Annotated in this window: 9 protein-coding genes and 1 pseudogene; 5 read left to right on the plus strand and 5 right to left on the minus strand. The window is 73.0% G+C overall.

Features of this window, described 5'->3' with window-relative positions; translation table 11 throughout:
• The first annotated feature begins 48 nt into the window (after positions 1-48).
• From M2302_RS22490 to M2302_RS22500, 3 genes are read left to right on the plus strand one after another with little or no spacing between them, the layout of a single operon-like run.
• Positions 49-1,305, plus strand: a complete 1,257-nt coding sequence (locus M2302_RS22490) for a Gfo/Idh/MocA family oxidoreductase (protein WP_280839832.1) — start codon at positions 49-51, stop codon at positions 1,303-1,305.
• A gap of 14 nt (positions 1,306-1,319) precedes the next feature.
• Positions 1,320-3,347 (plus strand): hypothetical protein, encoded by a 2,028-nt coding sequence (locus M2302_RS22495; protein WP_280839833.1) that lies wholly within the window; start codon positions 1,320-1,322, stop codon positions 3,345-3,347.
• A complete protein-coding gene (locus M2302_RS22500; protein WP_280839834.1) occupies positions 3,344-4,957 on the plus strand; it encodes a glycoside hydrolase family 13 protein in 1,614 nt (537 codons plus the stop codon). The genes M2302_RS22495 and M2302_RS22500 overlap by 4 nt, the downstream gene beginning before the upstream one ends.
• Positions 4,958-5,111: 154 nt before the next feature.
• On the opposite strand, the gene M2302_RS22505 is transcribed toward M2302_RS22500, so the two are convergent.
• The 5 genes and pseudogenes from M2302_RS22505 to M2302_RS22525 all read right to left on the minus strand — a co-directional run.
• Positions 5,112-5,786 carry a TcmI family type II polyketide cyclase gene (locus M2302_RS22505; RefSeq protein WP_280839835.1) on the minus strand — a complete coding sequence of 225 codons (675 nt, stop codon included), beginning with the start codon at positions 5,784-5,786 and terminating at the stop codon, positions 5,112-5,114.
• Positions 5,786-7,123: a cytochrome P450 gene (locus tag M2302_RS22510; protein ID WP_280839836.1), complete on the minus strand. Its 1,338-nt coding sequence runs from the start codon at positions 7,121-7,123 to the stop codon at positions 5,786-5,788. The genes M2302_RS22505 and M2302_RS22510 overlap by 1 nt, the downstream gene beginning before the upstream one ends.
• Complete coding sequence (locus M2302_RS22515) at positions 7,120-7,440, minus strand: antibiotic biosynthesis monooxygenase (RefSeq protein WP_088961915.1); 321 nt, start codon at positions 7,438-7,440, stop codon at positions 7,120-7,122. The genes M2302_RS22510 and M2302_RS22515 overlap by 4 nt, the downstream gene beginning before the upstream one ends.
• Entirely contained in the window at positions 7,437-9,713 is a 2,277-nt protein-coding gene (locus tag M2302_RS22520; RefSeq protein ID WP_280839837.1) for an FAD-dependent oxidoreductase, read from the minus strand. The genes M2302_RS22515 and M2302_RS22520 overlap by 4 nt, the downstream gene beginning before the upstream one ends.
• 563 nt (positions 9,714-10,276) lie before the next feature.
• Positions 10,277-10,963 (minus strand): annotated as a pseudogene (locus M2302_RS22525) (bacterial transcriptional activator domain-containing protein); the annotation flags it as partial.
• 375 nt (positions 10,964-11,338) lie between these two features.
• On the opposite strand from M2302_RS22525, the gene M2302_RS22530 reads away from it, so the two are divergent.
• Both M2302_RS22530 and M2302_RS22535 read left to right on the plus strand, forming a co-directional pair.
• Positions 11,339-12,850: a TIGR02677 family protein gene (locus M2302_RS22530; RefSeq protein WP_280839838.1), complete on the plus strand. Its 1,512-nt coding sequence runs from the start codon at positions 11,339-11,341 to the stop codon at positions 12,848-12,850.
• Positions 12,843-14,081, plus strand: a complete 1,239-nt coding sequence (locus tag M2302_RS22535; RefSeq protein WP_280839839.1) for a TIGR02678 family protein — start codon at positions 12,843-12,845, stop codon at positions 14,079-14,081. Before M2302_RS22530 ends, M2302_RS22535 begins: the two co-directional genes overlap by 8 nt.

Genomic DNA, 14,081 nt, shown 5'->3' on the forward strand with positions numbered 1-14,081 from the left:
CCGGCCGGCCATCGCGACCGGGCGGGCCGCACCGACGGGGCGGATCCGGTGGCCGGCCACGCCGCGCTGCGCCTCGGCATCGTCGGGGCCGGCGGCTTCGCCACCTTCCTCACTGGCGCCCTGCGTGACCTGCCGGACGTGACAGTGACCGTGGTCGCGGACCCGGACACCGACCGGGCCGGGCGGCTGGCCGGGATCCTGGCCGCCCGGCCGGTGCCAGACTGGCGGGCGCTGGTCACGGCCGACGACGTGGACGTGGTGGTGGTGGCCACCCCGCCGGCCGGGCACGCGGAGACCACCCTCGCGGCGCTGCGCGCCGGCCGGCATGTCTTCGCCGAGAAACCCCTGGCCGTCACCGAGGACGAGGCCATCGCCATCCGGGACGCGGTCGCGGCCACCGGTCGCGTCCTGGTGGTCGACCACGTGCTGCGCTACAACCCCGTGGTACGGGCGCTGGCCCGGCTGCGCGACCCACGGTTCGCCGCGCCGCCCGGTTCCCCGTCCGACCCGCTGCTCGGTCCGGTCCGGCGGCTCGCCTTCGAGAATGACGCCAGCGACGAGGACCTCGGCCCGGGGCACTGGTTCTGGGACGAGCGGGTCAGCGGCGGGATCTTCGTCGAGCACGGCGTGCACTTCTTCGACGCGGCCGACGCCCTCGTCGGCGCGATCCCCGAATCGGTGCAGGGCATGCTCGGCCACCGCCCCGGCAGCAACCTCGTCGACCTGGCGGTCGCCACCACCCGCTATCCGGACGGCGCGGTGGCGACCTTCGCGCACGGCTTCAGCCACGCCCACCGCTGCGAGCGGCAACTGATGCGGATCGACTTCGGCACCGCCGAGGCCCGGGTGACCGGTTGGATCCCGGTGCACGCCATCGTCGACCTCTTCACCGATGACGCCGGAGCGGCGCTGGTCGAGGACCTGCCGGCCCGGTCCGGGGAACTGCTCGCCGTCGACGGCCACCGGCTGCCCGACCCGGCCGCCGTCACGGTGGCGGTACACCGGCACGCCGGCCCGGAACACGCCCGGGAACGGGGCCACGGGCGGCGGCTGCCACACCGTTGCCGGATCACTCTCGACCTCGGCGGCGAGGCCGCCAAACCACACGTCTACGCCGAGAGCGTCCGCGCCGCCATGCACGACCTGGTGCGCTGCGTCCGCACCGGCGACCGACCCGTCGCCGGAATCACCGAGGGCGCCACCGCGGTGACCGTCGCCGCCGCGGCCGCCCGCTCCGCCCGCGAGGACCGCACCGTTCACCTCGGACAACGGTCCCCGCAACACCCCACCGCCTGCCCGTCCTGACCGAGGAGACCCCCGTGAAACGCCGATCGCTACTGCTGGGCGGCCTCGCCGTCACCGCTCCGCTATTGACCCCCACGCCGGCCGAAGCCGCCGACACCCGACGGAGTACGGCCACGCCTGAGGGGCCGCTGACCAACCTCGACCACCTGGACTTCCTCCGGCAGGACGTCACGCCGCCGGACCAGCAAGGGCACACCACCTACCGGCTCGCCGACACCCCGGACGTCGGGGTGCTCTGGACCTACGCCGAACCCGGGCCGGACGGCGCGTTCCGCCGCGTCGGCGGCGGCGCGTACGACCCGGACACCGACACCTGGGGGCAGGGCGCCTACAACGCCGACGACATCTCCCGAGCCGCGGTGGTCTACCTGCGGCACTGGCGGCAGACCGGGGCCGCCACCAGCCGGAACGCCGCCTACCAGCTCCTGCGCGGGTTGACCTACCTGCAGACCGCCGACGGCCCGTACGCCGGCAACGTGGTGCTGTGGATGCAGCCGGACGGCACGCTCAACCCGAGCGCCGAGCCGAAGGAACTGCCCGACCCGTCCGACAGCGACGCGTCGTACTGGCTGGCCCGAACCATCTGGGCGCTCGGCGAAGGGTACGCGGCGTTCCGCGACACCGACCCGGACTTCGCCGGCTTCCTGCGCGACCGCCTCGACCTGGCGATCGCCGCCGTGCAGCGTCAGGTGCTCGTCCGCCACGGCCAGTGGCAGATCATCGACGGGGACCGTACCCCGGCCTGGCTGATCGTCGACGGCGCGGACGCCACCGCCGAAGCGGTCCTCGGACTCGCCGCCTACGTCGAAGCCGGCGGCGGCGCCACCGCCCGCCGGGCGCTGCGCCAACTCGCCGAGGGCATCGCCGCCCTCGCCGACGGCGGCGTGCGGGAATGGCCGTTCGGCTCGGTACGGCCCTGGGCGCTGTCCCGCTCCGTCTGGCATGGCTGGGGCGCCCAGATGCCGGCCGCGCTCGCCCGGGCCGCGCAGGCACTCGACGACCGGACCCTGCTCGGCCCCGCCGTCACCGACTCCGCCGTCTTCACCCCCTGGCTGCTCACCTCCGGCGGCCCGGACAACGGTCGGCTGCCCACCCGCACCGACCGGACCCAGATCGCCTACGGCGTCGACTCCCGCGTGCAATCCCTGCTCGCCGTCGCCGACGCCACCGGACGGTCCGGATTCGCGCAGCTCGCCGCCCTCACCGCCGCCTGGTACTTCGGCGCCAACCCGGCCCGGACACCCGGCTACGACCCGCACACCGGCCGGGCCATCGACGGCATCAACGGCGACGGGCAGGTCAACCGGAACTCCGGCGCCGAGTCCACCATCCACACTCTGCTCAGCATGCTCGCCCTGGACGCCCGGCCGGGACTGGCCGCACTCGCCCACCACACCGAAATCGTCGAACGGGTCGGCACGGTGACCCTGGAAGCCGAGGACGGCTCCCCTCAGGGCGGCGCGACCGTGGTCACCCCGCCGTCGGCGTGGACCGGCGAATCGCTGATCAGCGGAAGCTACGTCGACCTGCCCGCCGGGGCCGGGCTGCGCTGGCAGCTCCCACCGGCCGACCAGCCCCGGCTGGTGCTGCCGGTGGTGGACCTGCGCCCCGGCGTACCGGCCCGGACCGTCTGGCACAGCGACGCCGGACCGCTCGGCGAGGTCGACCACGCCCGGGTCGGCGCCCAAGGCAACTCCCCGGCTCCGGGTGCGCTGCTCCCGGTCACCCTGCCCCGCGAACTCGCCGCCCACGCCACCGAACTGACCGCTCAGGCGGCGGCCGGCAACCGGGCCACCGTCGACGCGGTCATGCTGGAACCGCTGGTCTCCCGGCTCACCCTGGCCGGCGACGGACACCGCACGACGCTGCTGCGCAGTGCCGCCCGGGCCAGCCAGACCGCGCAGGTCACCGCCGGCGGCACCGGACCGGCCACCGTCGAGGTGTACGACGCGGCGGGCGCGCTCCACTCCCGGCACACCAGCACCGCCACCCAGCTGCGGGTCACCGTGCTGCCCGGCGGCTTCACCCTGGTCCGCCGTTGACCGAGTCCGCGCCGGGCCAGCCGTGGTGGCGCGGCGCCGTCTGCTACCAGGTGTACGTCCGCAGCTTCGCCGACTCCGACGGAGACGGGACCGGTGACCTGCCCGGCGTGACCGCCCGCCTGCCCCACCTGGTCTCCCTCGGTGTGGACGCCGTCTGGCTGACCCCGTTCTACCCGTCACCGATGATCGACGGCGGATACGACATCGTGGATCATCGCGACGTCGACCCGCTCTTCGGCACCCTCGCCGACGTCGACGCGCTCGTCGCCGAGGCGCACCGGCTCGGCCTGCGGGTCGTCTGTGACCTGGTGCCCAACCACACCTCGGACCGGCACCCCTGGTTCCGGGCGGCGCTCGCCGCACCGCCGGGCAGCGCCGCCCACCGCCGGTACGTCTTCCGTCCGCTCGACGAGGACCACCCGGACCGGCCACCCAACGACTGGCGGTCGGCGTTCGGCGGGAGCGCCTGGCGGCGGGTGCCGAGCCCGGACGACGGGCCCGACGAGTGGTACCTGCACCTGTTCAGCCCCGAGCAACCCGACCTGAACTGGGACAACCCGCAGGTGCCGGCGGAGTACGGGGAGATCATCCGGTGGTGGCTCGACCGGGGCGTGGACGGGTTGCGCATCGACATGGCGCACGCCCTGTTCAAGCACCCCGACCTGGTCGACGCCGGCCCCGGACAGCACACCGAGTTCCGCCGCAACCACCTGATGCCCTTCTTCGACCAGGCGCCGCTGCACGCTCTGTACCGGCAGTGGCGGACCATGGTCGACGCGGCGCCGAGGGAACGGGCGCTGATCGGGGAGGTGTGCCTCTTCGACGCCGACCGGCAGGCCCGCTACGTCCGGCCGGACGAGTTGCACCAGGCGTTCACCTTCGAGCTGCTGGAGTGCGCCTGGTCCGCCCCGGCGCTGCGGGACACCATCGGGCGCACGCTTGAGGCGTACCGCCGGGTGGGTGCCCTGCCGGCGTGGGTGCTGAACAGCCACGACGCGGTCCGGACCGGCACCCGCTACGGCGGCGGAGAGCGGGGGCTGCGCCGGGCGCGGGCCGCCGCCCTGCTGATGTTGGCGCTGCCCGGCGCGGCCTACGTCTACCAGGGGGAGGAGCTGGGGTTGCCTCAGGTGGACCTGCCCGACGAGGCGCTCCGTGACCCGCTCTGGGAACGTTCCGGGCGGACCGTGCGCGGGCGGGACGGGTCCCGGGTGCCGATCCCGTGGACGGTGGACGGCGCAACGTACGGCTTCTCGCCCGAGGGAGCCGACCCGCCGTGGCTGCCGCAGCCCGGCGGCTGGGGCGCTTGGAGCGTGCAGCGGCAGACGGCGGAACCGGACTCCACCCTGGCGCTCTACCGCACGGCGATCCGGCTACGCCGCGAGCTGGGCAACGGTGTTGCCGCCGTCGACGAGCTGACCTGGTGGGACACCGGGCCGGACGTGGTGGCTCTTCGACGCGGTGACGGGTTCGGCTGCGCGATCAACGTCGGCGACCAGGCGGCGCCGCTGACCGGCGTCGGCCGGGTACTGCTGGCGAGTGCACCGCTTGAGGCGGCCGACCGGATCCTCCTGCTGCCGCCGGACGCCGCAGTCTGGTTCGTCCCGTCGTAGGTGGTCGACCACGCCGTGACACCCATCGTCTGCGGCAGGCGGACACCACCAGGCCCTCGACCCGCGTTCCCGCAGGTCGAGCGCCTGGTGATGTTGCACGTCCGCAGGGATCCGAACCGGTGACCTGCTGATCCGCAGCGCTCTGCAGTGATCGTCAGTCCTCGGCCTGCCAGCGGTAGAACTCCTTGGCCACCGAGTCCTCCGGCCCACGCCAGGTCTCCGGGTTGTACGGGCTGATGAACGGGCTCAGCTCCGCCATGATCTTGGCGAAAACCGGCTGCTCGTGGTCCTGCCCCGCGCCGTCGGCGGCCGCCGCGTCGGTGCGTTCCAACAGGTGCACGTAGACGTCGTCGATCGAGTACAGCCAGCGTCCGGTGACGCCGAGCTGGACCGGCAGCGACCCGGCGTCGGACTCACCGAAGATGCGCGCGACGTCGGGCTCCGCGCCGGGCTTGATCCGTCCGATGATGACGGTGAGGTCCCGGCCGGCCGACTCCGGCGCCGAGTCCTCGTCGGGGACCCAGCTGTAGAACTCCTTGGCGACCGAGTCGGAGGGGTTCTTCCAGTATCTCGGGTACGGCGTCACGTACGGGGCGATGGCTTCGGCGATCTTCTGGAACGCCGGCAGTCCCCGGGTCTGGCCGGAGATCCGCGGGTCCTCCCTGCGTTCGATCACGTGGATGTAGAGGTCGTGGAAGGACAGCAGCCGGCGCCCGATCACGCCGAGGTCCTGCGGTCGGGTCGACTTGTCGTAGTAGCCGAAGACATTGCCGACGATGTCGTCGCTGCCGGGGACCATGTGGCAGACGATCACGTTTCGGAAGACCATTACCGCTCCTCGGGTGTGTGGACGGGTGCTTGCGTGGACGGTGATCTCTGATGGCCGATCGGGGACGGCGTTCCCGCGCCCCCGCCGATCGGGGACGGCGCCCCTTCACCCCCGGCGGTGAACTCGACCGGAAGCTCCAGCAGGCCACGGAACGGCGACCCCGCCGGCAGCCGGCGCAGCTGGGAGACCGGCAGCCCGAGCCGCAGGTCCGGTAGCCGGCGCAGCAGCGCCTCGATGGCGATCTGTGCCTCCATCCGGGCCAGCGAGACGCCGAGGCAGTAGTGGACGCCGTGGCCGAAGCCGATGTGCGCGCCCCGCACCCGGCGCAGGTCCAGCCGGTCCGGGTCGGCGAAGTGGGCCGGGTCGTGGTTCGCCGCGTTAATCACCACGCCGACGATCGACCCGCGCGGGATGCGGACGCCCTGGTACTCGACGTCCTCGGTGGCGATCCGGGGACTGGCGACCGGCAGCGGGCCGTCGAACCTCAGCAGCTCCTCGATGGCCGAGGGCAGCAGTTCCGGCTTGGCGCGCAGCAGGTCGAGCTGGTCGGGATTGGTCAGCAACGCCACGGTCGCGTTGCCGAGGAAGTCCGCGGTGGTCTGGTGCCCGGCGAACAGCAGCAGGAACGTGGTGGTGACCAGTTCGGGTTCGGACAGCTGTCGGCCGTGTTCGCAGGCGTCGATCAGCGCGCTGATCATGTCGTCGCCGGGGTGCGCGCGTTTGGCCTGGATCAGGTCGACAAGATAGTGGTGCAGCCGCAGCTGGGCCTCCTGCACGGCCGCCCGGTCCTCGGCGGGACTACGGCCGGACGACCCGGACGTCCTGATCACCTGGGTCCAGTCGAGGACCCGCTCGTGGTCGGTCTCCGGGATGCCGAGCAGGTGGCTGATCACCATCATCGGCAGCGGGATCGCGAAGTCGTGCATCAGCTCGGCCTGACCCTGCGGGATGATCTTGTCGAGCAGGTTGTCCACGATCTCCGCCACCCGGGGCCGCAGGGCCTCCACCCGACGCGGCGCGAACGCCTGGGACACGATCCGGCGCAGCCTGGTGTGCTCCGGCGGGTCCGCGTTGAGCATGTTCTTGTTCAACGCCTCGGAGTTCGGCCCGAAGATCCGCAGGTACTCCTGACCCGGGCCGTAGAGGTCCTTGGACAGCCGGGGGTCGATCAGCGCGGCCTTGGCGTCGTCGAACCGGGTGATCAGGTACGAGTCGAACCGCGGCGAGCTGATCGGGCACACCGGTTTCTCCGCCCGCAGCCGGGCGAAGGCGGGATAGGGATTGGCGGCGAACTCGGGGGTGTAGAGCTCCGACGCGGGTACGGCATCCTCGGTCATCGCGACTCCTCGGGCTCGCTGCGTACGCTGTGCAGAACCTGGTAGGTGTGCCGCTGCGCGGATTCGCGAAGCTCGCGGATCATCTGTAGCAGCCGGTCCCGGTGCTCGCTGCGGCCGAAGGCGTCCAGCCGTTCGCGGTCCGCCCAGTCGCTGATGATCAGGTAGCTGCGCGGGTCGTCGGCGTCGCGGACCAGGTCCTGCTTCAGACACCCGTCCAGCGCGCGGATCTGCTCCGCCGCCGAGCGCCACTCCGCCTCGAACCGTTCCTCGCAGCCCTCCCTGGTACGCATGGCGAGCACGGTGCGTACCGTCGTCATCGCGCGCCTCCGAAGACCAGTTGCAGGTGCTTGCCGAGCGCGTCGGCGTCGATCGGCTGGCTGCGGAACCCGACGTGCCCGTCCGGGCGGATCAGGTAGAGGCCGCTGCCGTCGACGCCGTAGGTGGCGCGGAACCCGCCGTCGGCGTCGTGCACCACGGGCGGATCGAGCAGCGCCGGCACCGGGGCGTCCGGGCTGAGCAGCAGGTAGATGTCGACCTGCCCGGAGGTCTGCCGACGGACGTCGGCGCACAGCTTCCCCAGGGCGGTCGACGCCGCCAGGTCGGCGGATTTGTCGGCGTAGAGCAGCAGCGTGTGCCGGGTGCCATGGGTCAGCTCGTGCAGGCGCAGCGGGTGCCCGACGCCCCGCCGGTGCAGGCCGCCGACGTCGGGAGCGCGGTCGCCCGGTCCGGGGCCGGCGCGCAGGGCGTCGGGAGCGGACAGCGACTCGCCGACCAGGGGGCTGTCCGCGTAGCTGAGCAGCATGGACATCTCCTGGAGGAACTGCCGCTTCAGGTCGTCGCGGTCCAGCTCGTCGGTGAAGGCCAGCCGCACCGCGCGCCCGACGATCTCCTCGCCCTCCGGGCGCCGTTCGGTCTCGTAGCTGTCCAGCAGCCCGGGGGCGGCGATCCCGCGTACCGCCAGGGCCAGTTTCCACGCCAGGTTCCAGGCGTCCTGGATGCCGGTGTTCATGCCCTGACCGCCCGCGGGCGGGTGCAGGTGGGCCGCGTCGCCGGCCACGAACACCCGGCCGTCGCCGTACCGGTCGACGATGCCGTGGCTGATCCGGAACACCGACGACCAGCGCAGGTTCGACGCGCGGGTGCCCGGCGGGGCCAGCCGGTCCAGCGCGACCTGGAGGTCGGCGAGGGTGGGTTCGGCGAGTTCCTCGCTGAATCCCGGCGGGGCGTCCTGCCCGCCGGTCTGCGCGAAGAACCGGGGCGGCGCGAGGGTGGCGATCCGGTACCGGGACTCGCCGCGCAGCGGCACGCAGACCAGCATCCCGTCCATCTGGCCGTCGGTCTCGTGCATGAACCGGAGCAGGTGGCCCTCCGGCATGTCCCAGTCCACGTCCACGTCGCAGAGCATGAACAGCTGCGGGAACCGGCCCAGCCCGCCGGAGAACGTCAACCCGAGCAACTCACGGACCTTGCTGTGCGCGCCGTCGCAGCCGACGAGGTACTTGGCGCGTACCGTCTCCTCGCCGGCGGCGGTCGCGAGCGTGGCCAGCACGCCGTCGCCGTCCTGGGTGAACGCGACCAGCTCGGCACCGCGCTGCGGCCGGACGCCGAGGGTGGCCAGCCGTTCGGTCAGAATGCGCTCGGTCTCGTACTGGGGCAGGCCGAGGTGCGCGTAGGGCAGCTCGGGCAGCTCCCAGCTCATCTGGTGGGTCTGCACCCCGTTGACGAACACCATGTTGCCGGTCAGCCAGATCCCGGCGTCCATCGCCTCGCGCACGATGCCCTGGCTCTCCCAGATCTCCATCGTCCGGCAGTGCACGCCGATCGCCTTGTCGGCCTGCCCCGGCGGGGTGGCCCGCTTCTCGACCACCCGGCACTCGATGCCGCGGCGGGCCAGCTCGACGGCGGCGGTCAGCCCGGTGGGCCCCGCTCCGACGATGAGTACGTCCGTTGTCGTGTGCACGTCGATCTCCTTGCCCGTACTCGGTTCTCGCCTGGTGTCGGAATGAGCCGCGCCGTGGAACAGGCGGCGGCGGAAGTCGAGGAGGAACGGCGCGATCGGCCCGGCCTCCTCCTGTGCGTGTGCGGGGTTGCCGATCCAGCGGAAGAACTCCGCTTCGCTGCGCCATTCGGCGAAGATGTGGTGGACCTCCGAGTCGGGCTCGCGCAGCAGGTCCTCGCGCAGGTAGCCGGGCACTTCCGCCATCCGTGCCTTCACCTCGGCGTAGCCGCGGGTGAACTCGGCGAGCCGGGCGGCCGGCACGGTGACCTCGACGTCCACGAAGATGCGCCGCCCCGGCCGGCCGGGGTCGCGCATCACCTGGTAGCTGTCGGCCGACGCCGGCTCCCGCAGCGGGCGGACGGTGGCGGAGAACCGCGCGGCGACCGGCCCGTTCTCGTAGCCGCGCAGCGCCGGCTCGTCGGTCCACTCGGTGACGACGACGAACGAGCGCGGATCGGCGGCATCGAGGAGCAGGGCCTGCTCGAGGTTGCCGGGCAGCTCGCCGACCTGCCCGGCGACCGCTCGCCACGCGGCTGCCACGGCGTCCTCGCAGCCCGGCCGCGCGCGGATGCGGCACATCGTCCTGATCATGGAAGCTCCTTCGCCGGCCTGGGCGGGACGGTGCGGCGGTGGCACCTTCTTCGACGGCGCACGTCGGCCGTTGCCGGGCGGGAGTCGCGAGCGGTGAGCGTTCTGCGGATCATCAAGGATTCCTTCCTGGGCCCCGCGGAGGTGGTTCCTCGGCCGGTCCGCCGGCCTCACGGTCGGGACGACGGCCGACGCGCGTCCTTCCTCGAACGGTCGCCCGGACCGAACGGCGGCACTCCGGGCTGGGCCGGGTGGCAGGTCCCGACCAGCGGCGCCCGGACCGCGACGACGTCGTCCTGCGACCTTGCCGGACCTCGCGTCACCCCGCCGTCACCGGCGACCGGCGCCGGGTCCGGCCGCGTTGACGGGGCGGGGACGGGCCCGCGGAGCAGTGGCGCCCGCGCCGGCGGGTGGCCCGCCGTGGGCGTGGGGAGGCGGTTCGCCGGACCGGGGTGGGCGCGCACGGTGGCGCGGTCGCCGACCGGGCCGGGCGCGAGTCGCGGGACACCGCGCGCCGGCTGGGCCGGGGCCTGCCTCGGCCGGTCGTGCGACGCGAGCACCTCGCTGATCAGCGCGCGCATCGCCGCGGACGGTTCCAGCTGCAACTCGCGCCGCAGCAGGTCGCGGTAGTCGAAGTAGGCGTGCAGCGCCTCGCACGCGTTGCCCTCCGCCAGGTGCACCTGGACCACCAGCCGGTGCGGGGTCTCCCGCAGCGGTTCGGCCGCCATCGCCTCGAGCGCGGCCTGCAACGCCTCCCCGTGCTCGCCGGCGCGCAGGTGCGCCCGGGCCATCTCGTCGAGCAGGTGCAGCCGCAACTGTCTGAGCCGTTCCCGCTCCAGCAGGACCCAGTCGTCGTACCAGCCGGGCAGCAGGTCGTGGCGCCCGGCGGCGAGGACCGCCGCCGCCGGCCGGGGGTCGCCGCCCTGGCTCACCCGGGCGTCGGCCCGGGCCAGCTCGTCGACGTCCACGTCGACCGTCGGGTGCAGCCGGACCGTGTCGCCGTCGGCGATCACCGGGCAGGACGGGTCCCGGCGCAGCCGCCACAGCGCGGTCCGCAACGAGGACAGGGCGCGCTCCTCCGGCACCCCCGGCCAGAGCAGGCCGGCCAGTTGGGCGCGGGTCGCGCCCGGGCGCAGGCCGATCAGCGCGATGGTGCGTTGCAGGCCGCGCGGCACCACCACCGGCCGCCTGCCGTGCAGCAGCCGGAAGCCGCCGAGCAGCAGGAGGCGGACCGTCGCCTCGGCGTCGGACACCGGCTGCGGTGCGGTGCTCCCTGCCGTGGACAACCGTGTGCTCTTGTCACAGTTCACGATCGACTCCCTGCACCGGGGACCATGGGCGGCGAAGGCCCTGTCGGAGTCGACCGACCGCCGGCTGGACCGGTGAAGGGGGTTTCGGGTGGCCCGTGGATCGCTCGCCTCAGCTGGAAGTCTGCGCAAATCGGCGTCACCCCAGCGTCACCGCGCGCCAGAATCTGTGCGTCTCCTGTGACAGTCCGGTGACACCCGTCGCCGCGGGGTCGGCGTCGATGGGAACCTGGGGACAAGTGGACTTCTCGAACCCGAGGCCTGCCTGCCCGCAGGAAGGGCCCGGTACGCGGGCCTGGGGATCCGGCCTACCCTTCATAGGTGGGCGCGCGCATCGAGGAGCTGGACCGGCTCGACGGGTACACCTACCTGACCGTCCCGGAACGGTCCACCTATCTGGCGATCATGCGCCTGTTCGCCGGCTCGCTGATGACCGACCTGTCGGCGCAAGAGGTCGCGGACGCGCTGAACGGCAACGGTGAGCAGTTGACCGTCGATACCGCCGCCGATCGCCTGGGACGTCTGGTGAGCTGGGGCAATCTGCTGCCGAGTTCGCACGCCGTACGGGTGAAGAGCATCGCCGAATACCACCGGGCGCGCTCGCGGTACCAGCTCTCACCTCTGGGCGAACGGATCCAGCGGCAGGTGGACGAGGTGCTGGCGAGCGCCGACTCGGCGCGCGAGATCAGCCGGGAGCTGCTCGGACTGGTGGCGGCGGGCCTGGCCGGCGTCGCGGAGCAGGTCGAACGGCCGGGCGGCCCGGACCCCGCCCAGACCCGGGACGTCGTGGTCACCGCCTTCGCCCAGTTCTGGCAGTTCCGCGATTCGGTGCGGGACTTCTACGCCTACCTGGGTCAGGTGCTCGCCCGCTACGACCTCGACGCCGGGGAATACGCGGGCTTCAAGAACCTCCTGCTCGACTACGTCGAGTCCATCACCGAGGAGGTAGTGCTGCTGGCGCCGCGCATCGAGCGCGACCTCGACCGGATCTGGCCGCAGCTGCCCGCACTGCTCGCCCGGATCGACGCCGACGGTGACGGCCTCGTCGAAGCCGCTGAGGCGGTGGGTGTCACGGTGCAGCGGACCCGCGGCCGTGAGGTGGCCGACTGGGAGGCGCTGCGCGCCTGGTTCCGGGACACCGACGGCCGGCGCAGCGAGGTTGGTCAGCTCCGCGACGCGACACTGCGGGCGTTGCAGTCTCTGTTGGCGAACGCGAAGCGAATGATCCGCTCCTCCGGGCACGGGGTGTCGCGACGCCGCGACCTGCTGCGGCTGGCGGGGTGGCTCGACGGCGCGGACGCCGACACCGCCGCGGACCTTTTCACCGCGGCCTTCGGGCTGTACGGGGCGCGGCATGTCGGGATCGCGGGAGATCCGGAGGCGGTGGTTCCGGCGACGGAGAGCTGGTGGCCGGCACCCGCGGTGACGGTGCCAGTGTCGTTGCGGGAACGGGGCAATCGGGCGCCCCGCGGCCGGCCGACCGGCGTGGTAGACCGCAGCGAGCAGCAGGCGATGTTGCTGGCGGAGGCGGCCGCGACCCAGCGCGCACGCGTCACCGCCGCCGGTGAACTCCTCTCCGCCGCAGCTGACCTGTCCGCCGTCCGCCTGTCCGCGTCGGCGATGAGCCTGCTTCTAGAGTTGCTGGCGCAGGCCTTGGGCGCGGGTGATCCGGCGTTCGGGTCCGCGACGACGCTCTCGATGGATCTTGGGCTGCGGTGTGAGGTGGTCGGGAAGCCGGGGGCGACGCTGGTCCTGCGGTCGGCCAGCGGTGACTTCAGCGCTGACGGGCTGTCCATCAGGCTCGCGCCGGTGGAGGCGACCGGCGATGGCTGATACGCATGACATCGCACTGGCCGCCGAGCGTCGGCGGGCCGTACGCGCTCTGTTGGCAGTGCCTCTGCTGCTTCCGGAGCACGACGAGTTCCCGCTAGTCAGACGACATGCCGACTGGTTGAAGACATGGTTCGCCACCTTCCTCGGCTACCGGCTGGTGGTGGAGGCCGGATTCGCCCGGCTGTTCAAGGCCGGACTCGGCCCGGGGGCGGGACGGGGCCTGACCCGGTCGACGGGAGCGCCGTTCACCCCGCGGATGTACTCGTATCTGACGCTGGCCGTCGCCGTCCTGTTGACCTCCGCCGAGCAGATCCTGCTCTCCCAGCTCGTCGCGGACATCCGGGCGGCTGCCGTCGAGGCCGGCATCGACCTCGGCGACGTGGACCGACCCGCGGAGCGGCGGGCGCTGGGGGCGGCGCTGCGGCAACTGGTCGCGTGGCGGGTGCTGGTGGAGGAGCAGGGCAGCGTCGCCGGGTACGCCGACGACGGTCGAGCCGAGGCGTTGCTGAGCGTGGACCGGGACATCGCCGCCCATCTGCTGGCGACGCCACTGAGCAGGGCGGACACACCGGAGGCCTTCCTCCGGTCCGCCTCGGCGGCAGGTCCGGGTGGCGCCCGGCACGCCGTCCGCCGGCGGCTGGTCGAGACTCCGGTGGTGTATGTGGACGACCTAAGCGCCGCCGAGCGGGCCTGGCTGCGCCGCGAGCAGCGCCGCGACGAGCGGTCCTTCGCCGAGTACGTCGGTCTGCAGGCGGAACTGCGGGCCGAGGGCGCGGCACTGATGGACCCCGACGACGACCTGTCCGACATCGGGTTCCCCGGCACCGGCACGGTGGCCCAGGCCGCCCTGCTCTGCGTCGAGGCGCTGGTGGCGGCACTCCGCCCGGACGCCCCGACAGCCCGGTCGGGTGCCACGCCGGTGATCGGGGTGCCGGTACCGGAGGGCCTGTTGGACGATCTGCTCGCCGACCTGGTCGAGCGGCACCATCGGCACTGGGCCGCCGCCTACGTCGACGACCCGGTCCTGCTCCGCGAGGCGGTGACGGGTCTACTCGTCCAGATGCGCCTGATGGCCCCCGCCGCACCCACCGTCGCGGACGCGGAGGACGACGATGCGGTCGCCGCGGCGCGGGCGGTGGACGCCCGGCAGGGGCGCGGCTGCCCGACGCCGGGCGGTTACGTCCTGCTGGCGGCGGCCGCGCGCTACGCCGTACTCGAAAGGAGTATGTGA

Origin of the sequence: Micromonospora sp. A200, from assembly GCF_029893845.1 — a bacterium.
GTDB lineage: Bacteria > Actinomycetota > Actinomycetes > Mycobacteriales > Micromonosporaceae > Micromonospora > Micromonospora purpureochromogenes.